This window comes from Geodermatophilus nigrescens (assembly GCF_900129495.1).
Taxonomy (GTDB): Bacteria; Actinomycetota; Actinomycetes; order Mycobacteriales; family Geodermatophilaceae; genus Geodermatophilus; species Geodermatophilus nigrescens.
On record NZ_FQVX01000003.1, the window covers coordinates 226,979 to 246,922 of the forward strand.

Annotated in this window: 18 protein-coding genes; 16 read left to right on the forward strand and 2 right to left on the reverse strand. The window is 74.4% G+C overall.

Annotation, left to right across the window (positions count from 1 at the left end; all coding sequences use genetic code 11):
- Positions 1–115: 115 nt before the first annotated feature.
- The 8 genes from BUE37_RS14725 to BUE37_RS14760 all read left to right on the forward strand — a co-directional run bounded on the left by BUE37_RS14725 (position 116) and on the right by BUE37_RS14760 (position 8,621).
- Positions 116–1,144: a type IV toxin-antitoxin system AbiEi family antitoxin domain-containing protein gene (locus BUE37_RS14725; RefSeq protein WP_073421031.1), complete on the forward strand. Its 1,029-nt coding sequence runs from the start codon at positions 116–118 to the stop codon at positions 1,142–1,144.
- A gap of 265 nt (positions 1,145–1,409) precedes the next feature.
- On the forward strand, positions 1,410–3,290 hold the full coding sequence (gene dnaK / locus BUE37_RS14730; protein WP_073421033.1) for a molecular chaperone DnaK: 1,881 nt from the start codon (positions 1,410–1,412) through the stop codon (positions 3,288–3,290).
- A 149-nt stretch (positions 3,291–3,439) separates the two neighbouring features.
- On the forward strand, positions 3,440–4,009 hold the full coding sequence (grpE, locus tag BUE37_RS14735) for a nucleotide exchange factor GrpE (RefSeq protein ID WP_245794619.1): 570 nt from the start codon (positions 3,440–3,442) through the stop codon (positions 4,007–4,009).
- A 46-nt stretch (positions 4,010–4,055) separates the two neighbouring features.
- A complete protein-coding gene (dnaJ, locus tag BUE37_RS14740; protein ID WP_073421036.1) occupies positions 4,056–5,288 on the forward strand; it encodes a molecular chaperone DnaJ in 1,233 nt (410 codons plus the stop codon).
- Entirely contained in the window at positions 5,285–5,755 is a 471-nt protein-coding gene (locus tag BUE37_RS14745; RefSeq protein ID WP_073421038.1) for a heat shock protein transcriptional repressor HspR, read from the forward strand. Before dnaJ ends, BUE37_RS14745 begins: the two co-directional genes overlap by 4 nt.
- Entirely contained in the window at positions 5,752–6,297 is a 546-nt protein-coding gene (locus BUE37_RS14750) for a MarR family winged helix-turn-helix transcriptional regulator (RefSeq protein ID WP_245794620.1), read from the forward strand. The genes BUE37_RS14745 and BUE37_RS14750 overlap by 4 nt, the downstream gene beginning before the upstream one ends.
- A gap of 153 nt (positions 6,298–6,450) precedes the next feature.
- Positions 6,451–6,927: a MarR family winged helix-turn-helix transcriptional regulator gene (locus tag BUE37_RS14755; protein WP_073421040.1), complete on the forward strand. Its 477-nt coding sequence runs from the start codon at positions 6,451–6,453 to the stop codon at positions 6,925–6,927.
- 62 nt (positions 6,928–6,989) lie between these two features.
- Positions 6,990–8,621 (forward strand): MFS transporter, encoded by a 1,632-nt coding sequence (locus tag BUE37_RS14760; protein ID WP_245794621.1) that lies wholly within the window; start codon positions 6,990–6,992, stop codon positions 8,619–8,621.
- 66 nt (positions 8,622–8,687) lie between these two features.
- Here the strand turns inward: BUE37_RS14760 and BUE37_RS14765 are convergent, their stop codons facing one another.
- Both BUE37_RS14765 and BUE37_RS14770 read right to left on the reverse strand, forming a co-directional pair.
- Complete coding sequence (locus BUE37_RS14765; protein WP_073421041.1) at positions 8,688–9,131, reverse strand: OsmC family peroxiredoxin; 444 nt, start codon at positions 9,129–9,131, stop codon at positions 8,688–8,690.
- Between the two features lie 91 nt (positions 9,132–9,222).
- Positions 9,223–9,696 carry a MarR family winged helix-turn-helix transcriptional regulator gene (locus BUE37_RS14770; RefSeq protein WP_175562898.1) on the reverse strand — a complete coding sequence of 158 codons (474 nt, stop codon included), beginning with the start codon at positions 9,694–9,696 and terminating at the stop codon, positions 9,223–9,225.
- 189 nt (positions 9,697–9,885) lie between these two features.
- Here BUE37_RS14770 and clpB point away from each other — a divergent pair, with 189 nt between their 5' ends.
- The 8 genes from clpB to BUE37_RS14810 all read left to right on the forward strand — a co-directional run bounded on the left by clpB (position 9,886) and on the right by BUE37_RS14810 (position 19,804).
- Positions 9,886–12,480: an ATP-dependent chaperone ClpB gene (gene clpB / locus BUE37_RS14775; protein WP_073421044.1), complete on the forward strand. Its 2,595-nt coding sequence runs from the start codon at positions 9,886–9,888 to the stop codon at positions 12,478–12,480.
- A 145-nt stretch (positions 12,481–12,625) separates the two neighbouring features.
- On the forward strand, positions 12,626–13,339 hold the full coding sequence (locus tag BUE37_RS14780) for a hypothetical protein (protein ID WP_073421046.1): 714 nt from the start codon (positions 12,626–12,628) through the stop codon (positions 13,337–13,339).
- 209 nt (positions 13,340–13,548) lie between these two features.
- Complete coding sequence (locus tag BUE37_RS14785; protein WP_083628709.1) at positions 13,549–15,234, forward strand: molybdopterin-dependent oxidoreductase; 1,686 nt, start codon at positions 13,549–13,551, stop codon at positions 15,232–15,234.
- 174 nt (positions 15,235–15,408) lie between these two features.
- Positions 15,409–16,095, forward strand: a complete 687-nt coding sequence (locus BUE37_RS14790; protein WP_073421048.1) for a fasciclin domain-containing protein — start codon at positions 15,409–15,411, stop codon at positions 16,093–16,095.
- A gap of 128 nt (positions 16,096–16,223) precedes the next feature.
- Positions 16,224–16,778 (forward strand): orotate phosphoribosyltransferase, encoded by a 555-nt coding sequence (pyrE, locus tag BUE37_RS14795; protein WP_217651277.1) that lies wholly within the window; start codon positions 16,224–16,226, stop codon positions 16,776–16,778.
- Between the two features lie 114 nt (positions 16,779–16,892).
- Positions 16,893–18,287 carry an FAD-binding oxidoreductase gene (locus BUE37_RS14800; RefSeq protein WP_073421894.1) on the forward strand — a complete coding sequence of 465 codons (1,395 nt, stop codon included), beginning with the start codon at positions 16,893–16,895 and terminating at the stop codon, positions 18,285–18,287.
- A 74-nt stretch (positions 18,288–18,361) separates the two neighbouring features.
- Entirely contained in the window at positions 18,362–19,396 is a 1,035-nt protein-coding gene (gene fbaA, locus BUE37_RS14805) for a class II fructose-bisphosphate aldolase (protein WP_073421049.1), read from the forward strand.
- 3 nt (positions 19,397–19,399) lie between these two features.
- A complete protein-coding gene (locus tag BUE37_RS14810) occupies positions 19,400–19,804 on the forward strand; it encodes a DUF3151 domain-containing protein (RefSeq protein WP_073421051.1) in 405 nt (134 codons plus the stop codon).
- Positions 19,805–19,944: the final 140 nt, after the last annotated feature.

Sequence of the window (19,944 nt, forward strand, 5' to 3'; positions counted from 1 at the left end):
TCGCGGTCGGCGGTGAGCCAGGACGCGCTGCGGTGAGCCAGGACGCCGTCCGGGCGGTGTCCACAGATGGCTGCGGTGGGCTCGGCGGCCGCCCGGATGGCCCGAGACTCCCGCCATGCATCCCGAGCTGGCGCGCGTCGCCGAACCGAGGTCCGGCGTCTTCACCGCTCGTGAGGCCGTGGCTGCCGGCTACCGCCCCGACGAGATCCGGGCGGAGCTCAGCGCCCGCCGCTGGTGTCGCTTGCGTCGCGGCGTCTACATCCAGGCCCGGGACTTGCGCGACGCGGAAGGAGACGACCGGCGCCGTCACGCCGTCGACTGCTTCGCGGTGCTGGCCTCCCTGGGCGCGGGCCCCGTCGTCAGCCACGCCTCGGCCGCGCGGCTCCACGGCGTCGTCCTGCCCCGCGACGCCGAGGCGGTCGTCCGGTTGACGGACGAGGGGCAGTGGCGGCGGGGGCGCGGCTACGTCGTCGCGCGCGCGTCCCTGGCGGCCGCGGAGGTCGGATCGGTGCACGGACTCCCCGTGACGACGCCGGCGCGGACGCTCGTCGACTGTGCTCGCGAGTGGGACCTGACCGACTCCGTCATCGCCATGGACGCCGCTCTGCACGGGCGCCTCGTCGGCCCGGCGGACCTGCGTGCGGCGGTGCTCCGCGCGACGCATTGGCTGGGCATCGGGGACGCCGCGCGGGCGCTCGGCCTCGCGGACGGCCGGGCGGAGTCGCCGCTGGAGACGCGTGGGCGCCTGGCGCTGCTGGCGGCGGGCCTGCCGGCTCCCGACCTGCAGGCCGAGGTGCACGGTCCGCGGGGCTTCGTCGCCCGGGTGGACGGCTGGTACGAGGAGGCCGCGGTCGCCGTGGAGTTCGACGGTCGGGTGAAGTACTCCGAGCCCCACGGCGGCCGGGACCCCGGGGAGGTCCTCTGGCGGGAGAAGCGCCGCGAGGACCAGTTGCGGGAGCTCGGGATCCGGGTGGTGCGCCTCACGCAGGCCGACGTCGGTCCGGGGGCTCGTGCCGACCTCCGTGCGCGCCTGACCGCGCTGCTCGCCGCCCCGTTCGACGGGGTGCGTCGCTTCGTCGTCGTCCACCGTCCCGCCGGTCGACCCGCCGAGGCCGACGACGCGGGCGCCCGTCCGGCGTCCTAGCTCACCCCAGCGCCTCCTGGCTCACGGTCGGCGGTGAGCCAGGACGCAGCACGATCAGGCGGCCTGATCGTGCTGCGACGGCCGGCGGTGTGGGGCGTGTCACGGGGGAGAGGTGGGGGAGGGCGGGGAACACCGCCCGCGGGTCTGCCGTTACGGTGGGCAGGAAAGTTGAGCGGACCCCGCGCAAGGCGGTCGGAGGTCCCTCGGCCGACCCCCAGCAGACCCAGCGCACCACCCGCACGCACACGGAAGAGGAGCCAGCTCCATGGCACGAGCGGTCGGTATCGACCTCGGGACCACCAACTCCGTCGTCACCGTCCTGGAGGGCGGCGAGCCGACGGTCATCGCCAACAGCGAGGGCTCGCGCACCACGCCCTCGGTCGTCGCCTTCGCCAAGAACGGCGAGGTCCTCGTCGGCCAGTCGGCCAAGAACCAGGCCGTCACCAACGTCGACCGCACCATCCGCTCGGTCAAGCGCGAGATGGGCACGACGTGGAAGACCGCCGAGATCGACGGCAAGCAGTACACGCCGCAGGAGATCAGCGCCCGCGTCCTGCAGAAGCTCAAGCGCGACGCCGAGACCTACCTGGGCGAGCCGGTGACCGACGCCGTCATCACCGTCCCGGCCTACTTCGAGGACGCGCAGCGCCAGGCCACCAAGGAGGCCGGTGAGATCGCGGGCCTCAACGTCCTGCGCATCGTCAACGAGCCCACCGCGGCCGCGCTGGCCTACGGCCTGGACAAGGGCGAGACCGAGCAGACGATCCTCGTCTTCGACCTCGGCGGCGGCACGTTCGACGTCTCGCTGCTCGAGATCGGCGAGGGCGTCATCGAGGTGAAGGCCACCGCCGGTGACAACCACCTCGGTGGCGACGACTGGGACGAGCGCGTCGTCAAGCACCTGGTGCAGACGTTCAACGCCCAGAACGGCATCGACCTGTCCAAGGACAAGCTGGCCATGCAGCGCCTCCGCGAGGCCGCCGAGAAGGCCAAGATCGAGCTGTCCGGCGCGCAGTCGACCAACGTCAACCTGCCCTACATCACCGCCGGCGCCGAGGGCCCGCTGCACCTCGACGTCACGATGACCCGCGCCGAGTTCCAGCGCCTCACGCAGGACCTGCTCGACCGCGCCCGCGCGCCGTTCAACCAGGCGATCCGTGACGCCGGCATCTCCGTCGGCGCGATCGACCACGTCGTCCTGGTGGGTGGCTCGACCCGCATGCCGGCCGTCAGCGACCTGGTCCGCGAGCTGACCGGCGGCAAGGAGCCCAACAAGGGCGTCAACCCCGACGAGGTCGTCGCCATCGGCGCCGCGCTGCAGGCCGGTGTCCTCAAGGGCGAGGTCAAGGACGTCCTGCTCCTCGACGTCACCCCGCTGTCCCTCGGCATCGAGACCAAGGGCGGGATCATGACCAAGCTCATCGAGCGCAACACCACGATCCCGACCAAGCGCTCCGAGATCTTCACGACGGCCGACGACAACCAGCCGTCCGTGCAGATCCAGGTGTTCCAGGGCGAGCGCGAGATGGCGATGTACAACAAGAAGCTCGGCATGTTCGAGCTGACCGGTCTGCCCCCGGCGCCCCGCGGCGTCCCGCAGATCGAGGTCGCCTTCGACATCGACGCCAACGGCATCGTGCACGTGTCCGCCAAGGACCTGGGCACGGGCAAGGAGCAGTCGATGACCATCACCGGCGGCTCGGCCCTCCCCAAGGAGGACATCGAGCGGATGATGCGCGACGCCGAGGCCCACGCCGAGGAGGACAAGCGCCGCCGCGACGAGGCCGAGACCCGCAACCTGGCGGAGTCGCTGCAGTACCAGACCGAGAAGTTCCTCGCGGAGAACGGCGAGCGCATCCCGGCCGACAAGAAGGACGAGCTCGGCGAGGCGCTGACCGAGCTGCGCTCCGCCCTCGGCGGCTCCGACATCGCCGCGATCAAGTCGGCGCAGGAGAAGGTCGCGCGCATCTCGCAGGAGGTCGGCGGGGCGCTCTACGCCCAGCAGGCCGAGGCCGGCGCTCCCGGTGAGGGTGCCCCCGGCGGGGCCGGTGCGGCCGGAGCCGGTACCGGTGCCGGTGGCGCCACGGCCGCCGACGACGACGTCGTCGACGCCGAGATCGTCGACGAGGACACCGACCGCCGATGAGCCAGGGGGACGAGCAGCCGCGGGTCGTGATCCGTGACAAGCGGCGGATCGACCCCGTCAGCGGCGCGGTGCGGGCGCCGGCCGGCGAGCAGCCGGCCGGCGCCCCGCCGGGCCCGGCACCGACAGCCCACCCATCGCCAGGGGAGCGCATGACCGAGAACGACACGGCCGCCGGCCCCGAGGTGACCGCGCAGGAGGCCGTCCCGGCCACCGGCGACGGCGACCTCGCCCGCCAGCTGACCGAGCGGACCGAGGACCTCCAGCGGGTCACGGCCGAGTACGCCAACTACCGGCGGCGCGTCGACCGCGACCGCGGCCTGGTCGTCGACCAAGCCGCCGAGCGGTTCGCCGCCCAGCTGTTCCCGATCGTCGACGACATCGAGCGGGCGCGGGACCACGGCGACCTCACCGGCGCCTTCAAGGTGGTCGCCGACCGCGTCCTGGGCCTGCTCGACGGCCTGGGCGTGGAGTCCTTCGGCGTCGCGGGCGACCCGTTCGACCCCGCGCTGCACGAGGCCGTCCTGCACGACACGTCCGACGAGGTGACGGTGCCGACCGCGACGACGGTCCTGCGGCAGGGTTTCCGGCGGGGCGAGCGCGTGCTGCGCACCGCGATGGTCTCGGTGAGCGAGCCGTCCGGCGCCGCCGCGGCTCCCGCGGCCCCCGCCGACGCGCCGGCCGACGGCGGTGCGCCGGGGGAGACCCCGGCCGCCGGCTGACCGGCCCCGGACCGTTCGTGGAGACCCCGAGGGGAGGAGGCGCCCGATGAGCACTCGGGACTTCATCGAGAAGGACTACTACGGGGCGCTCGGCGTCTCCCAGGGCGCCGACGCCGCGGAGATCAAGAAGGCGTACCGCAAGCTCGCGCGGGACCTGCACCCGGACAAGAACCCCGGCAACGCCGACGCCGAGGCCCGGTTCAAGGAGGTCTCCGAGGCCTACGACGTGCTCAGCGACCCCAAGCGGCGCGCCGAGTACGACGACGCCCGGCGGCTGTTCGGCTCCGGCGGCGCCGGGGCCCGGGCCGGCTTCCCCGGCGGGTTCCCGGGCGGCGGCGCGGGCGGCGGCCAGCCGTTCGACCTCGGCGACCTCTTCGGCGCCGCGGGCGGTGCCGCGCGCGGCGGGGCCGGCGGCATCGGCGACATCTTCGGCAACCTCTTCGGCGGCGGCGCCACCGGTGCCGCCCCCGGCTCGGCCCGGGCCCGCTCGCAGGCGGCGTCCGGGCCGGCCCGGGGCCAGGACGTCGAGACCGAGGCGACCCTGTCGTTCGACGAGGCCGTCCTCGGCGTCACCGTGCCGTTGCGGATGCAGAGCCCGGGCACCTGCCCCACCTGCGCCGGCAGCGGCGCGAAGCCCGGCACGTCGCCGCACACCTGCGAGGTCTGCGGCGGCGCCGGCGTCACCAGCCGCAGCCAGGGGGCGTTCGCCTTCTCCGAGCCGTGCCGCAACTGCCGCGGCACCGGCCAGGTGGTCGACGACCCGTGCCCGACCTGCGCCGGCAACGGCGTGACCACGCAGACCCGCACCATCACCGTGCGGATCCCCGCGGGCGTCAAGGACGGCCAGCGCATCCGGCTGGCCGGCAAGGGCGCCCCGGGACGGCGCGGCGGCCCGGCCGGTGACCTGTTCGTCGTCGTGCACGTCAGCGACCACGAGCTCTTCGGCCGCCGGGGCGACGACCTGACGCTCACCGTGCCCGTCACCTTCCCCGAGGCGGTGCTCGGCACGACGCTGACCGTGCCCACGCTCGACGGCAACGTGACCCTCAAGGTGCCCGCGGGCACCGCGAGCGGCCGCACGCTGCGCGTGCGCGGGCGGGGCGTCCCCGGCCGCGGCCGCTCCGGCGACCTGCTGGTCACCGTCGAGGTCGCCGTCCCGCAGCGGCTGTCGGCCGAGGGGGAGCGGGCGCTCAAGACCCTCGACGCCGAGCTCGGCGACCCGCGGCCGCAGATCACCGCCGCCGTCGACCGTGGCGGTGAGCGCGGGGGCACCCGGTGAGCGCCCCCGGCGCCGGGGAGCGCCGCCACTCCGACGGCGCGCGGGCGGTGGCCGAGGACGCACCCGTCTTCGTCATCTCGGTGGCGGCCCAGCTGGCCGGCATGCACGCCCAGACGCTGCGCCAGTACGACCGGCTCGGCCTGGTCACCCCGGGCCGCACCGCCGGCGGCGGGCGCCGCTACAGCCCGCGCGACGTCGCGCTGCTGCGGGAGGTCCAGCGGCTGTCCCAGGAGGACGGCGTGAACCTCGCCGGCATCAAGCGGATCATCGACCTGGAGTCGCAGGTCGATGCGCTGCAGCGCCGCGTGCACGAGCTGCTCGGCGAGGTCGAGGACGCCGAGCGCCGGGCGGCCGCCGCCGAGTCGGCGGCCTCCGGCTTCGGGACCGCCTTCGGCCGCGCCGACCTCGTCCCGCTGCGCCGGGCGAGCTCGGCGCTCGTGGTCTGGCGGCCGCGGGAGCCGCGGTGAGCGGGAACCCGGCGGGCGGCGCCGTCGTGCAGGAGGACGTGGACGACGACCTGCACGCGACCTTCGTGCGGCTCGAGCGCGAGATCGGCCTGCTGCTGCGGCGCTCCCGCGCCATCTCCGCGCGCCTGGCGCGCGAGCTGCACCCCGACCTCGACGGCGCGGCCTACGGCCTGCTCGCGCTGCTGGCCGACGCCGGCCCGCTGCGCGCCAGCGACCTCGTCGCGCGGCTCGGGCTCGACAAGAGCACGGTCAGCCGGCAGGTGGCCTCGCTGGTCGCGCTCGGCATGGTCGACCGCGAGCCGGACCCGGCCGACGGCCGCGCCCAGGTGCTGCGCCCCTCGCCCGACGGCGCCGCGCGGCTGGCGCGGATCCGCGACGTGCGCCGGGCCCGCTGGGAGAGCGACATGTCCGACTGGCCGGCCGACGACGTCACCACGCTCGCCGACCTGCTCGGCCGGTTCAACCGGCTCGGGGAGGCCCGTGAGGCGCAGGCCGCCGCCGACCCCGCCGACGCGGGAGAGGCCGTGACCACCCGGCGCTGACCGCCGAACCCATGCTGTGACGGCGCCCGGACCCCCGAGGTCCGGGCGCCGTCGTCGCGTGTGGGAACAGGTGCACGGGGTAGCTGGTTGCAGACAACAACCAACCGGATGTATGGTTGCAGTCTGCACTCATCGCACCACCCCGAGGACGCCATGCCCCTCACTCCCGCCACCCGGGACCGGCTGACCGCCGGCATCGCCCGCCTGCTGCGCAGCGGCCGGCACGTCTCCGCCCGCGCCGCCGACGCCGTCCACGGCGACCTGCCCTCCTTCGGCTGGGCGCTGCTCGCGCCGCTCGAGCGCGACGGCGAGCAGCGCTGCAGCGCGCTGGCCGCCCAGGTCGGCGTCGACGTGTCGGTCGCCAGCCGCCAGGTCGCGGCCCTCGAGCGGTCCGGCCTCGTGGAGCGCCGGCCCGACCCGCACGACGGCCGCGCCAGCCTCATCGGGCTCACCCCCGCCGGGTCCGCCGCGATCGCCCAGACGCGCGCCGTCCGGTCGGAGTGGGCCGCCGAGGCCCTCGCCGGCTGGACCGAGGAGGAGGCCGCCCGCCTCGGCGACCTGCTCGAGCGGCTCGCCGCCGACCTCGACCGCGCCGCCGTCCCCCGTCCGCACGCGGGGGCTCCCGCGTGACCCCGCGCCCCACCCCCGCGCAGTCCGCCGCACCCCGTCCCGAACCGACCAGGAGCACCACCGTGACCACCACCCGCGAGCCCGCCACCGGGCCGGGATCTCCCACCGAGGCGCCCGCCGAGCAACAGGGCCGCATGACCCACCGCCAGATCCTCGAGGCCCTCTCGGGGATGTTGCTGGCGATGTTCGTGGCGTTCCTGTCCTCGACCGTCGTCTCGAACGCCCTGCCCACGATCATCACCGACCTGCGCGGCAGTCAGAGCCAGTACACGTGGGTGGTCACCGCCACCCTGCTCGCGTCGACGGCGTCCACGCCGATCTGGGGCAAGCTCTCGGACCTGTTCAGCAAGAAGCTGCTCATCCAGCTGTCGATCGTCGTCTTCATCGTCGGCTCGATGCTGGCGGGCCTGTCGCAGTCGGTCGGCACGCTGATCGGCTGGCGCGTGCTGCAGGGCCTCGGGCTCGGCGGCCTGCAGGCGCTCGTGCAGATCGCGATGGCCGCGATGATCAGCCCCCGCGAGCGCGGGCGGTACTCCGGCCTGCTCGGCGGCGTCATGGCGGTGGCCACCGTCGGCGGCCCGCTGCTCGGCGGCCTGCTCGTCGACACCAGCTGGCTCGGCTGGCGCTGGTGCTTCTACGTCGGCGTCCCGTTCGCCGTCGTCGCCCTGGTGCTGCTGCAGCGCACGCTGAACCTGCCGGTCACCAAGCGGCGGGTGCGCATCGACTACCTCGGCGCGGCCTTCCTGACCGCCGGTGTCTCCGGGCTGCTCATCTGGGTCACCCTCGCCGGGAACCAGTTCGCCTGGGCCTCCCTGGAGACCGCCCTGTTCCTCGGCGGCAGCGTGCTCGCGATCGTCGCCTTCCTCGTCACCGAGCTGCGCGCGGCCGAGCCCATCGTCCCGCTGCGCCTGTTCCGCGACCGGACGACGACGCTCGCGATCGTCGCCAGCGTCGCCATCGGTGTGGCGATGTTCGGCTCCACGGTCTTCCTCGGCCAGTACCTGCAGATCTCCCGCGGCTACTCGCCGACGGCGGCCGGCCTGCTCACCATCCCGATGGTCGGCGGCCTGCTCGTCTCCTCGACCGTGTCGGGCATCCTCATCACCCGCACCGGCCGGTGGAAGCGGTTCCTCGTGGCCGGGTCGATCCTGGTCGTCGCCGGCTTCGGCCTGCTGGCCACCATCGACCACGAGACCGACATGGTCCTGCTCGGCGTCTTCCTGTTCGTGCTCGGTGTCGGCATCGGCATGACGATGCAGAACCTGGTGCTGGCCGTGCAGAACACCGTGGCCGCCTCCGACCTGGGTGCGGCCAGCTCCGCCGTCGCCTTCTTCCGCAGCCTCGGCGGCACGATCGGCGTCTCGGTCCTCGGCGCCGTACTGAGCAGCCGGGTCTCCACCCTCATCGCCGCCGGCCTGCCGCCGGAGCTGGCCGCCGCCGGTTCGGGTTCGGGCTCCGTGGGCCTGGCCGACCTCGCCGACGCGCCGGAGCCGATCCGCCGGCTCATCGAGGTCTCCTACGGCGACGCGACCGGGCGGATCTTCCTGGTGTCCGCCGTCATCGCGGTGGCCGCCGTCGCGGCGATCCTGCTGATCCGCGAGGTCGCGCTGCGCACGGAGACGGGCGAGGAGCGGCTGCGCCGCGAGTCCGAGCCCGCGCTCGCCGACGACCCGGCGGTGGGCACCGCCCGCTGAGCCCGCGCGACACACGAGAGGGCCCGCTCCCCGGTGGGGGAGCGGGCCCTCTCGTCGTGCGGGGGATCAGGAGTCGAGCGCGGCGTCCAGCGTGATCTCCACACCGGCGAGCGCCTTGCTGACCGGGCAGCCGGCCTTGGCCTCCTGTGCGGCCTTCTCGAAGCCGGCCGCGTCGAGCCCGTCGACCTCGCCCCGGACGGTGAGCGTGATGCCCGTCAGCCTGAAGCCGCCGTTGGCCTGGTCCGGGCCGAGCGAGACGTCGGCGCTGACCTCGAGGGCCTGCGGCGTGCCGCCGGCCTGGGCGATGTTGGCCGACAGCTGCATGGCGAAGCACGCGGAGTGGGCCGCGGCCACCAGCTCCTCGGGGCTGGTCGTGCCACCGGCCTCGTCGGCGGCACGCTTGGGGAAGTTCACCTCGAACGTGCCGGCCTTCGAACTGGAGAGCTCGACCTGGCCGGAGCCCTGCTCGAGCGTGCCGTTCCAGGCGGTGCGTGCGGTGCGCGTGGGCATGGCTGCCTTCCGGACGGAGGGGCCGGCACTGCTGACCGGCGTCGGACCCCCGCGCCCTACCCCGGTGGGTTGCGGGCAACCCACCGGCCCGTCAGAGCGAGCGCGGCGCCTCGTTGACCCGGTGGGTGAGCACGTTGAGGGTCTGCTTGAGGTCGGAGAACTCCTCGACGCCCATGCTGAGCGCGCAGATCATGTCCTGCGAGATGGCGTAGGCCCGCTCGCGCAGCGCCCGGCCGGAGTCGGTGAGGGCGATGGCGACCGAGCGCTCGTCCTCGACGCGGCGGTGGCGGGTGACCAGGCCGGCGGCCGTCAGCCGCTTGAGCAGCGGGGACAGCGTGCCGCTGTCGAGGGCCAGCCGGTGGCCGAGCTGGCCGACCGTCTGCTGGTCCTCCTCCCAGAGCAGCATCATGACCAGGTACTGGGGATAGGTCAGCCCCAGTTCCTCGAGCATCGGCCGGTAACGGGCGGTCATCGCCCGCGAGGCGGCGTACAGCGCGAAGCACAGCTGGTCGTCCAGCGCCACGCTGGGAGCGGGGAGGGCGGCTTCCTCGCCGGTCTGCGTCATGCGTTCGAGTGTAGGGACAACCGTGTCGCGCGGCATGCAGTTGTGTCGGCGCACACCCCTTTCGGGTCGCCGGTGTCCGCGGAGGTTGAGCGGAACAGACTCAACTCCTGCTCCGTTGGACCTGTCGACACGCCGTCCGCCGGGACAGTGCCCCCGGCGCCGCCGACGAGAGGACGATCCGCACCCACCATGGAGCACAAGCTGACCACCCGTTCGCAGGAGGCGTTCGCGGCCGCCCAGCGGCTGGCGGTCGACCGGGGGCAGGCCGCCCTGGAGCCCCTGCACCTGCTCGTCGCCCTGCTGCAGCAGACCGACGGCATCGCCGGCCCCCTGCTCACCGCCGTCGGCGCGGACCCGGCCGACGTCCGGGCCAAGGCCGAGGCCGCGCTGCGCCGCCTGCCCAGCGTCAGCGGCGCCACCGTCCAGGCCCCGTCCGCCTCCCGCGAGCTGCTGCGCGTGGTCAACGCCGCCGGCGAGCAGGCGAGCGCGCTGGGGGACGAGTACGTCTCCACCGAGCACTTCCTGGTCGGGCTCGCCGGGTCCGAGGGCGAGGCGGCCGCCGTGCTCACCAGCGCCGGCGCCACCCGCGACACGCTGCTCGCCGCGTTCCGCACCGTGCGCGGCAACCGGAAGGTCACCACCGCCGACCCGGAGAGCACCTTCCAGGCGCTCGAGAAGTTCGCCGTCGACCTCACCGAGCGCGCCCGCGAGGGCCGCATCGACCCGGTGATCGGCCGCGACGCCGAGATCCGCCGCGTCGTGCAGGTGCTCTCCCGCCGCACCAAGAACAACCCGGTCCTCATCGGTGAGCCCGGCGTCGGCAAGACGGCGATCGTCGAGGGCCTGGCCCAGCGCATCGTCGCCGGCGACGTCCCCGAGAGCCTCAAGGGCAAGCGGCTGATGGCGCTCGACCTCGGCGCGATGGTGGCCGGCGCGAAGTACCGCGGCGAGTTCGAGGAGCGCCTGAAGGCCGTGCTGCAGGAGATCACCGAGGCCGAGGGCCAGGTGGTCACCTTCATCGACGAGCTGCACACCATCGTCGGGGCCGGCGCCACCGGCGACTCCGCCATGGACGCCGGCAACATGATCAAGCCGATGCTGGCCCGCGGCGAGCTGCGGATGGTCGGCGCCACCACGCTCGACGAGTACCGCGAGCACATCGAGAAGGACCCGGCGCTCGAGCGCCGCTTCCAGCAGGTGTTCGTCGGCGAGCCCTCGGTCGAGGACACGATCGGCATCCTGCGCGGGCTCAAGGAGCGCTACGAGGTCCACCACGGCGTCCGGATCACCGACGCCGCGATCGTCGCCGCCGCCACGCTGTCGGACCGGTACGTCACGGCCCGCTTCCTCCCCGACAAGGCGATCGACCTGGTCGACGAGGCCGCCAGCCGGCTGCGCATGGAGATCGACAGCCGTCCGGTCGAGGTCGACGAGGTCGAGCGCGCCGTGCGGCGCATGGAGATCGAGGAGATGGCGCTGGCGAAGGAGGACGACCCCGCCTCCCTCGACCGTCTCGCGGTGCTGCGCAGCGACCTGGCCGACCGGCGGCAGGAGCTCGCCGAGCTGACCGCCCGCTGGCAGCAGGACAAGGGCGCGATCGTCCGGATCCAGCAGGTGAAGGAGGAGCTCGAGCGGCTGCGCACCGAGTCCGAGCGGGCCGAGCGCGAGGGCGACCTCGCCCGCGTCGCCGAGCTCCGCTACGGCCGGATGCCGCAGCTGGAGAAGGCGCTCGCCACCGCGGAGGACGACGTCGCCGCGCAGGCGTCCATGCTCAAGGAGGAGGTCGGCCCCGACGACATCGCCGAGGTCGTGCAGGCCTGGACCGGCATCCCCGCCGGCCGGCTCCTCGAGGGCGAGACGCAGAAGCTGCTGCGGATGGAGGACGAGCTCGGCCGCCGGGTGGTCGGCCAGCCCGACGCCGTCCGCGCCGTCTCCGACGCCGTCCGCCGCGCGCGGTCGGGCATCGCCGACCCCGACCGGCCCACGGGCTCGTTCCTCTTCCTCGGGCCCACCGGCGTCGGCAAGACCGAGCTGGCCAAGGCGCTCGCGGAGTTCCTGTTCGACGACGAGCGGGCGATGGTCCGCATCGACATGAGCGAGTACTCCGAGAAGCACTCGGTGGCGCGCCTCGTCGGTGCGCCCCCCGGCTACGTCGGCTACGAGGCCGGCGGCCAGCTCACCGAGGCGGTGCGGCGGCGGCCCTACACGGTCGTGCTGCTCGACGAGGTGGAGAAGGCGCACCCCGACGTCTTCGACGTGCTGCTGCAGGTCCTCGACGACGGCCGGCTCACCGACGGCCAGGGCCGCACCGTGGACTTCCGCAACACGATCCTGATCCTGACGTCGAACCTCGGGTCGCAGGTCATCGCCGACCAGTCGCTGCCCGAGGAGGCGCGCCGCGCCGCCGTCATGGACGTCGTCCGGTCGCACTTCAAGCCGGAGTTCCTCAACCGGCTCGACGACGTCGTGGTGTTCCGGGCCCTCGGCAGCGACGAGCTGGCCGGCATCGTGGACATCCAGGTGGGCGTGCTCGCCCGCCGGCTGGCCGCCCGCCGGCTGACCCTGCAGGTCACCGACGCCGCCCGCGAGTGGCTCGCGCTCAACGGGTTCGACCCCGTGTACGGCGCCCGGCCGCTGCGCCGGCTGGTGCAGTCGGCGATCGGCGACCCGCTCGCCCGGGCGCTGCTCGCCGGTGACATCCGCGACGGCGACGGCGTCGTCGTCGACTGGCCGGCCGACGTCGTCGACGCCGACAGCGGGCTGACCGTCTCCCGCGCGCAGTGAGCTCCCGGGCCCGCCGTCTCCCCTCCGGGGGAGGCGGCGGGCCCGCGTCTGCGCGGGGGCTGGTCCCGCCGCCCGGGGTCGGCGATCATCGCCGCGGACCCCGGCCGGGACAGGCCGGCCCGGGGCCCCGCACAGGAGGCGAGACATGACCGCAGGACAGGGCCCGCCCGGGCAGGAGGGCTGGGGTCCCGGCCCGGGCCAGCAGCCGCCCTACGGCCAGCAGCAGCCGTGGGGGCAGCAGCAGCCGCCGTACGGCCAGCAGCAGCCGTACGGCCAGCAGTACGGCCAGCCGTACGGGCAGCAGCCCCCCGGCCAGCAGTACGGGCAGCAGTACGGGGGCTACGGCTCCGCGCCGCAGGCGCCGGACGCGTGGGGCGCCCCGACGCCCGTCGCGCGCCCGCAGACGGTGCGGTTCGGCATCGGCGCCTTCCTCCTCAGCACCCTGCTGGGGGTCATCGGCGCGATCGTCACCTTCGCCCAGTTCGACGAGCTCGTCGACCAGGCGCTCATCGACCAGGGCCTCGACCCGGCCGACTACGACGGCATCACCGACGTCGCCGGCGCGGGCGCGATCACCGCCGGTGTCGTGGTGGCGCTGGTCTTCATCGGCCTGCAGCTGCTGTTCATCTGGTTCGCCTGGCAGGGGCGCAACTGGGCCCGGATCGTCCTCTGGGTGCTCGGCGGCCTGGCCGTGCTCTCCGGGCTGATCGGGCTCGCCGGTCCCGGCACCACGGGGCTGCTCACCACGCTGTCGCTGCTGCAGACGCTGCTCATCGCGGCCGGCATCGTCGCCCTCGCCCTCAAGCCGTCGAACGACTGGTACCGCTACCGCGGCTGGGAGCGCGCCCGCAGCCGCTGACCCGCGCGGTGTCCTCCGGGCCCGCCCGCTCCCCGTACGGGGGAACGGGCGGGCCCGCTGGTTTGAGTGACTCCACCGAGGGGATGTGTGGTGCGACATCCGATGGCGCGCGACGGAGGAGGGGGCGACGTGACCGTACGGCTCGACTCCGTTACCCCATCGTGACCGGGATCGGTGAACCGCTCGCCGGATCGTCCCGAACCCAGGGCATGACGACCACCGAGCAGGCCCCCGCGCCGGCCACCGGACCGGACGGGGACCCGATCCCCGCCCGTCGCGGCCCGCGCCGGCTGCTCGCCGCGCTGGCCGGCCTGCTGGCCGCCGCCGTGGCCCTCGGCGTGGCCGAGCTCGTCGCCGGGCTGGTCGGGCCGGCGTCCTCGCCGGTCGTCGCCGTCGGCGACACGGTCATCACCCTCGTGCCCGAGCCGGTGAAGCAGTTCGCCATCCGCACCTTCGGCGAGAACGACAAGATCGCCCTGGTCGTCGGCACGCTGGTGGTCGTGGCGCTGTACGCGCTGGTCGTCGGCCTGGTCTCGCTGCGGTCCCGCCGGGCCGGCGTCGCCGGGATCGCGCTCTTCGGGCTCCTGGGCGCTGCGGCCGCCGTCAGCCGCCCCGCCGGTGGCGTCCTCGACGCGCTGCCCTCGGTGGCCGGCGCCGTCACCGGGGCCGTCGCCCTGCTCGCGCTGCTCGCCCCCCTCACGCTGCCCACCACGGCCCCGGCCCCCGCGCCGGCCACGGTGCCGGCCGCGCGGGACGACGACGCCGACGTGATGGAGCGCCTGCGCGGTGCCCTGTCGATGGCCGACCGCAAGGGCACCGGCATGGACCGCCGCCGGTTCTTCCTCACCGGTGGGGTCGCGCTCGGCGCCGCCGCGGTCACCGGGGGCGGCGGCCGGCTGCTGCAGCGGCGCTTCGACGTCGGCAACGCCCGCGGCGAGCTCACCCTGCCGACGCCGTCGTCGCGGGCCGCGGCCCTGCCCCGGGGCGCCGACCTCGCCGAGCGCGTCGAGGGCGTGACGCCGCTGTTCACCGCCAACCGCGACTTCTACCGGGTCGACACCGCGATCACCGTGCCGCAGGTCCGCCCGGCCGACTACCGGCTCGAGCTGACCGGCATGTTCGACTCCCCGCGCACCCACACGCTGGCCGACCTGTTCGAGCGCGACGACGTCATCGAGCGCGACATCACGCTGACCTGCGTCTCCAACGAGGTCGGCGGCGGGCTCGCCGGCACCGCCCGCTGGATCGGCATCCCGCTGGGCGCGTTCCTCCGCGAGCACGGCGTCTCCGGCGACTCCGACCAGCTGCTGTGCCGGTCGGTGGACGGCATGACGATCGGCGCCCCGACCCGTGCGGCCCTCGATGTCGAGGACGCGATGATCGCCTTCGGGATGAACGGCGAGCCGCTGCCCGTGGAGCACGGCTTCCCGGTGCGGATGCTGATCCCCGGCCTCTACGGCTACGTGTCGGCCTGCAAGTGGATGACCGGCATCGAGGCCACCACCTTCGACGCCTTCGACGCCTACTGGGTCGAGCGCGACTGGGCCGTGCAGGCGCCGATCAAGCTCGCCTCGCGGATCGACACCCCCGCCCCGCTGCGCGCCTTCGACGCCGGGCGCCGCCCGATCGCCGGCGTCGCCTGGGCGCAGACCCGCGGCATCGCCCGGGTCGAGGTGCGGGTCGACGAGGGCGAGTGGCAGGAGGCCGAGCTCGCCCCGCAGGCCGACGCCGACCTGTGGCGCCAGTGGGTGCTCCCGTACGACTTCGCGCCCGGCTCCTACCAGCTCACCGTCCGGGCCACCGCGGCCGACGGCGAGGTGCAGACCGACCAGCGGGCCACGCCCTTCCCGAACGGGGCGAGCGGCCTGCACTCCATCCGGGTGATCGCGAGGTAGCGGTCCCCGCCCCGCCGGCAGCCGGCCGGCAGGGCACACATCCCCCACAGACCGTCTCGGCCACCCGCGCCGCAGACGCCTCTCCCGACCCCTCGCACGGGCCGGGAGGGACCACCGCGGGGACCACCCGGTCCCCGAACGGACGAGCACGACGACACGAGGAGCACACCCGACGTGAAGAGCACCCTGACCCGCGGCGTCCTGCTGGCCACCGCCTCCACGCTGGCCGTCACCCTGAGCGCCTGCGGCTCGGACGACAGCGGCACCGCCAGCGAGGGCTCGGCCTCGCCCAGCAGCGACAGCAGCAGCGAGACCTCGTCGGGCTCCGAGGAGGGCATGGAGAGCACCAGCGGCTCCGACATGATGTCCGACGAGCCCTTCGGCGCCGGCTGCAGCGCCGTCCCCGCCGACGGCGAGGGCAGCTTCACCGGCATGACCGACGACCCGGTCGCCACCGCCGCCAGCAACAACCCGGTGCTGTCCACGCTGGTGCAGGCCGTCACCCAGGCCAACCTGGTCGACACCCTGAACACCACGCCGGACATCACCGTCATCGCCCCGGCCAACCCGGCCTTCGAGGCGATCCCGCAGGACCAGCTGCAGGCGGTCCTGGCCGACAACGCCGTGCTGACGCAGATCCTCACCCACCACGTCATCCCGGGCCGGCTCTCCCCGGACCAGCTCGCCGGCACCCACACCACCGTGGCCGGCGACGAGGTGACCATCGAGGGCTCGGGCGAGAACTTCACCGTGGCCCAGACCGTGACCGGCACCCCCGCCTCGGTCATCTGCGGCAACGTGCAGACGGCGAACGCCACCGTCTACATCGTCGACCAGGTGCTGGCCCCCGCCGCCGGCTGACCCCGCTCCCCGTCCGCGTGACGGGGTCCCCGACGGGCCGCCGTCCGACCACTCCCCCCGGTCGGGCGGCGGCCCTCGCCGTGTGCCGGGCCGGGCACGGCTCGTGGCCGCTGCCTAGGGTCGCCTCCATGACCGCACCGGCCGTCCTGCCCGACCGCGACCGCCTGCTCGAGCTGATCGTCGACCTCGCCGTCGTGCACGGGCGGGTCACGCTGTCCTCCGGCCAGGAGGCCGACTGGTACATCGACATGCGCCGGCTCACGCTGCACCACGAGGGCGCCCCGCTGGTCGGCCGGGTGATGCGCCAGCTCACCGGCGACCTGCGCTACGACGTCGTCGGCGGGCTCACCCTGGGCGCGGACCCCGTGGCGACGGCGATGCTGCACGCCGCGGCCGACGGCGAGGGGTTCCTCGACGCCTGTGTCGTGCGCAAGGCGGGCAAGGCGCACGGCCTGCAGCGCCGCATCGAGGGCCCCGACGTCGAGGGGCGGTCGGTGCTCGTCGTCGAGGACGTCTCCACCACCGGCAGCAGCCCGCTGGCCGCCGTCGAGGCGCTGCAGGAGGCGGGCGCGGAGGTCATCGCCGTCGCCGTGATCGTCGACCGCGGCGGGCGGGCCGCCGTCGAGGCCGCCGGCCTGGAGTACCGCGCCGCCTTCACCCTCGCCGACCTCGGCCTCGACTAGCCGCATCGCCGTCCTGGCTCACCCCCACGCGTCCTGGCTCACCGTCCACCGTGAGCCAGGACGCAGCACGATCAGGTCACCTGATCATGCGCCGCCCCGCCGTACGGTGTGGCGGTGACCACACTCGCCACCGCGTGGGTCGACGAGCTCACCGCCGCGCTCGGGTCCGACGGCGTGCGCACCGACCCCGACGTCACCGCCTCCTACGCCCGCGACCAGGCGATGCTCGCCGAGGCCGGTACCCCGGCCGCGGTCGTGTTCCCGCGCAGCACCGACGAGGTCGCCGCCGTTCTGCGGGTCGCCGCGCGGCACGGCGTCCCCGTCGTCCCGCGCGGCGCGGGCTCGGGCCTGGCCGGCGCGAGCAACGCCGTCGACGGCGCGATCACCCTCGTGATGACGCGGATGGACGCCGTCCTCGAGGTGTCCCCGGCCGACCGGCTCGCCGCCGTGCAGCCCGGCGTGGTCAACAAGGCGCTGCGCGACGCCGTCGCCGGCTCGGGGCTGTTCTATCCGCCCGACCCGAGCAGCTACGACTGGTGCACGATCGGCGGCAACCTCTCCACCAACTCCGGCGGCCTGTGCTGCGTGAAGTACGGCGTCACCACCGACTACGTGCTGGGCCTGGAGGTCGTGCTCGCCGACGGGCGGGTGCTGCGCACCGGCCGGCGCACGGTCAAGGGCGTCGCGGGCTACGACCTGGCGCGGCTGTTCGTCGGCTCCGAGGGGACGCTCGGCGTGATCACCGAGGCCACGCTCGCCCTGCGCCCGGCGCCGCAGCGGCCGGTCACGCTGGTGGCCACCTTCGCCACCACGGCGCAGACCGGCCAGGTGGTGGAGCGGGTGGTCACCTCCGGCCTGGTGCCGAGCCTGCTCGAGGTCATGGACAACACCTGCATCTGCGCCGTCGACGACCTGCTGCACGCCGACCTCAACCGCGACGCGCACGCCCTGCTGGTGGCGCAGTCCGACAGCGGGGGAGCGGCGGCGGCCGCCGAGATCGAGTCCCTGGCGCAGCTGTGCCGGGAGGCCGGCGCGCAGCTGGTGCACTCCACCGACGACCCGGCCGAGGGCGACCTGCTGCTCGCCGCCCGCCGGATGGCGCTGCCCGCGCTGGAGCAGCTGGGCACCACCCTCATCGACGACGTCGCCGTGCCGCGCTCGCGGATCGCCGCGTTCCTCGACGGCTGCGACGGGATCGCCGTCCGCCGCGGGCTGACGATCGGCGTCGTCGGGCACGCCGGCGACGGCAACATGCACCCGACCATCTGCTTCGACCCCGCCGACGACGGCCAGCGCGCCCGGGCGTTCGCCGCGTTCGACGACATCCTCGCGCTCGGGCTGTCGCTCGGCGGCACGGTGACCGGCGAGCACGGCATCGGCTCGCTCAAGGTCGAGTGGCTCGAGCGCGAGGTCGGCGAGGTCTCCCTCGACGTGCACCGCCGGATCAAGGACGCGCTCGACCCGGCCGGCCTCCTCAACCCCGGCAAGGTGCTCCGCCGCCGCGGGTGAGACGGGGGCCTGTCGGGGGTCCGGCGCCCGGGAGATACTGACGCCGCCCAGCGTCGATCGACAGGAGTTCCCGGATGCCCATCGCGACCCCCGAGGTCTACGCCGACATGATCAGCCGGGCGAAGGAGGGCGGCTTCGCCTACCCGGCGATCAACTGCACCTCGTCCGAGACGATCAACGCGGCGCTGCGCGGCTTCGCCGACGCGGGCAGCGACGGCATCATCCAGTTCTCCACCGGCGGCGCCGAGTTCGGCTCGGGCACCCGGGTGAAGGACATGGTCACCGGCGCGGTGGCGCTGGCCGAGTTCGCGCACGTCGTCGCCGAGAGGTACCCGGTCAACGTCGCGCTGCACACCGACCACTGCCCGAAGGACAAGCTCGACAGCTACGTCCGCCCGCTCATCGCGCTGTCCAAGGACCGCGTCGACGCCGGCCAGGCGCCGCTGTTCCAGTCGCACATGTGGGACGGCTCGGCGATCGACCTGGAGGAGAACCTCCAGATCGCCGAGGAGCTCATCGACAAGTGCGCGGCCGCCAAGATCGTGCTCGAGCTGGAGATCGGCGTCGTCGGCGGCGAGGAGGACGGCGTCGCGCACGACATCAACGACAAGCTCTACACCGCCCCCGGCGACTTCGTGTCCACGGCGAAGGCCCTGGGCCTCGGCGAGCGCGGCGTCTACCTGCTCGCGGCCACCTTCGGCAACGTCCACGGCGTCTACAAGCCGGGCAACGTCAAGCTGCGGCCGGAGATCCTCAAGGAAGGCCAGGAGGTCGTCACGCAGGAGCTCGGCCTGCCCGAGGGCAGCAAGCCGTTCAACTTCGTCTTCCACGGCGGCTCGGGCTCGCTGCAGTCGGAGATCCGCGAGGCGCTGTCCTACGGCGTGGTGAAGATGAACGTCGACACCGACACCCAGTACGCCTTCACCCGGCCGATCGCCGGCCACATGTTCAGCAACTACGACGGCGTGCTGAAGGTCGACGGCGAGGTCGGCAACAAGAAGGCCTACGACCCGCGGCCCTACATGAAGCTCGCCGAGACCGGGATGGCCGCGCGCGTCCAGCAGGCGTGCGAGGACCTGCTGTCGGCCGGTCAGAGCCCGAGCGCCTGAGCCATGACGCACTCGCACAACCTGCTCGGCGAGCCGCCCGCCACCCTGCTGCCCGGCGACCCGGAGGCCGAGGCCGCGCTGGCCGCCGGCACCGACCCCGCCGAGGTGGCCGCCGCCCACCCCCGCGCCAGCGCCGCCTGGGCGGCCCTGGCCGAGGCCGCGCTCGAGGGCGGCCGCACCATCGAGGCCTACGCCTACGCGCGCACCGGCTACCACCGCGGCCTCGACGCGCTGCGCAAGAACGGGTGGAAGGGCTACGGCCCGGTGCCGTGGTCGCACGAGCCCAACCGGGGCTTCCTGCGCTGCGTCACCGTGCTCGCCCGGGCCGCCGAGGCGATCGGCGAGGTCGACGAGCAGGAGCGCTGCACCCAGCTGCTGCGCGACTGCGACCCGACGCTGGCGCCCTGACCCCCGCCTGACCGGCACGACCCCACCGCGGCCGCCGTCCCTCCCCGGGGACGGCGGCCGTCGTGCGCGGAGGGCCGGTCACCCCGCGTCACCGGGTCGGGTGGACCGGGACCGGTCCCGGCCCGCTCACCAGGCAGGAC

Coding starts and splice junctions, on each gene's coding strand:
- dnaK (WP_073421033.1), top strand. CDS start 1,410: ATGGCACGAGCGGTCGGTATCGACCTCGGGACCACCAACTCCGTCGTC.
- BUE37_RS14765 (WP_073421041.1), bottom strand. CDS start 9,131: ATGCCCACGCGCACCGCACGCACCGCCTGGAACGGCACGCTCGAGCAG.
- BUE37_RS14755 (WP_073421040.1), top strand. CDS start 6,451: ATGCCCCTCACTCCCGCCACCCGGGACCGGCTGACCGCCGGCATCGCC.
- BUE37_RS14785 (WP_083628709.1), top strand. CDS start 13,549: ATGACGACCACCGAGCAGGCCCCCGCGCCGGCCACCGGACCGGACGGG.
- BUE37_RS14725 (WP_073421031.1), top strand. CDS start 116: ATGCATCCCGAGCTGGCGCGCGTCGCCGAACCGAGGTCCGGCGTCTTC.
- clpB (WP_073421044.1), top strand. CDS start 9,886: ATGGAGCACAAGCTGACCACCCGTTCGCAGGAGGCGTTCGCGGCCGCC.
- BUE37_RS14810 (WP_073421051.1), top strand. CDS start 19,400: ATGACGCACTCGCACAACCTGCTCGGCGAGCCGCCCGCCACCCTGCTG.
- BUE37_RS14770 (WP_175562898.1), bottom strand. CDS start 9,696: ATGACGCAGACCGGCGAGGAAGCCGCCCTCCCCGCTCCCAGCGTGGCG.
- grpE (WP_245794619.1), top strand. CDS start 3,440: ATGACCGAGAACGACACGGCCGCCGGCCCCGAGGTGACCGCGCAGGAG.
- pyrE (WP_217651277.1), top strand. CDS start 16,224: ATGACCGCACCGGCCGTCCTGCCCGACCGCGACCGCCTGCTCGAGCTG.
- BUE37_RS14780 (WP_073421046.1), top strand. CDS start 12,626: ATGACCGCAGGACAGGGCCCGCCCGGGCAGGAGGGCTGGGGTCCCGGC.
- fbaA (WP_073421049.1), top strand. CDS start 18,362: ATGCCCATCGCGACCCCCGAGGTCTACGCCGACATGATCAGCCGGGCG.
- dnaJ (WP_073421036.1), top strand. CDS start 4,056: ATGAGCACTCGGGACTTCATCGAGAAGGACTACTACGGGGCGCTCGGC.